This window comes from Parendozoicomonas sp. 209JJ7-1 (genome assembly GCF_058147085.1).
The window spans coordinates 1-456 of the sequence record NZ_JBYVJU010000167.1 but is presented as its reverse complement, the minus strand read 5'-3'; the positions used below and the strand labels follow the sequence as shown (position 1 = coordinate 456).

The following is a 456-nucleotide window of genomic DNA, read 5'->3' as shown; positions in this document are numbered from 1 at the left end:
GGTGACGCCTTCGGCGCACCTGATGCGGGCGTTACATGCTTCCACTAGCTATCACGCTCATCCTTTGAGAAAATGTATCATCGAAACTCTGATCAGAAGTGGAAAATATGGAGTCAGATATAAGCCCTGAATTTTTTGGTTTCCTCCTTATTTTATTAGGATTGATTCACTATATTACTCCTATAAACGATTCTAAGTCTTATGGAAGTATGGGTAAAATTGGCGGATGGCTATTTTTAATTATTGGTGGAATCATATTTTTAAAAGGCATACTTTCTTGACTTTTAATTTAGACATTAATATCTCTCAAAAAATAAGGTGTTATGTAACAACATTTAGAAGCCATTAATTTATTCAGAAATATTTTCAAAAGAATACCTTTGAGAGATATAAATTTACTACGCATGTAACAAGCGCATCCAGGTGACGCCTTCGGCGCACCTGATGCGGGCGTTA

The 456-nt window shown here is 36.4% G+C and carries 1 protein-coding gene; it reads left to right on the top strand.

The features are described from left to right. The first annotated feature begins 107 nt into the window (after positions 1-107). On the top strand, positions 108-281 hold the full coding sequence (locus ACY2RQ_RS19865) for a hypothetical protein (RefSeq protein ID WP_490114748.1): 174 nt from the start codon (positions 108-110) through the stop codon (positions 279-281). The last annotated feature ends 175 nt before the right edge of the window (positions 282-456 follow it).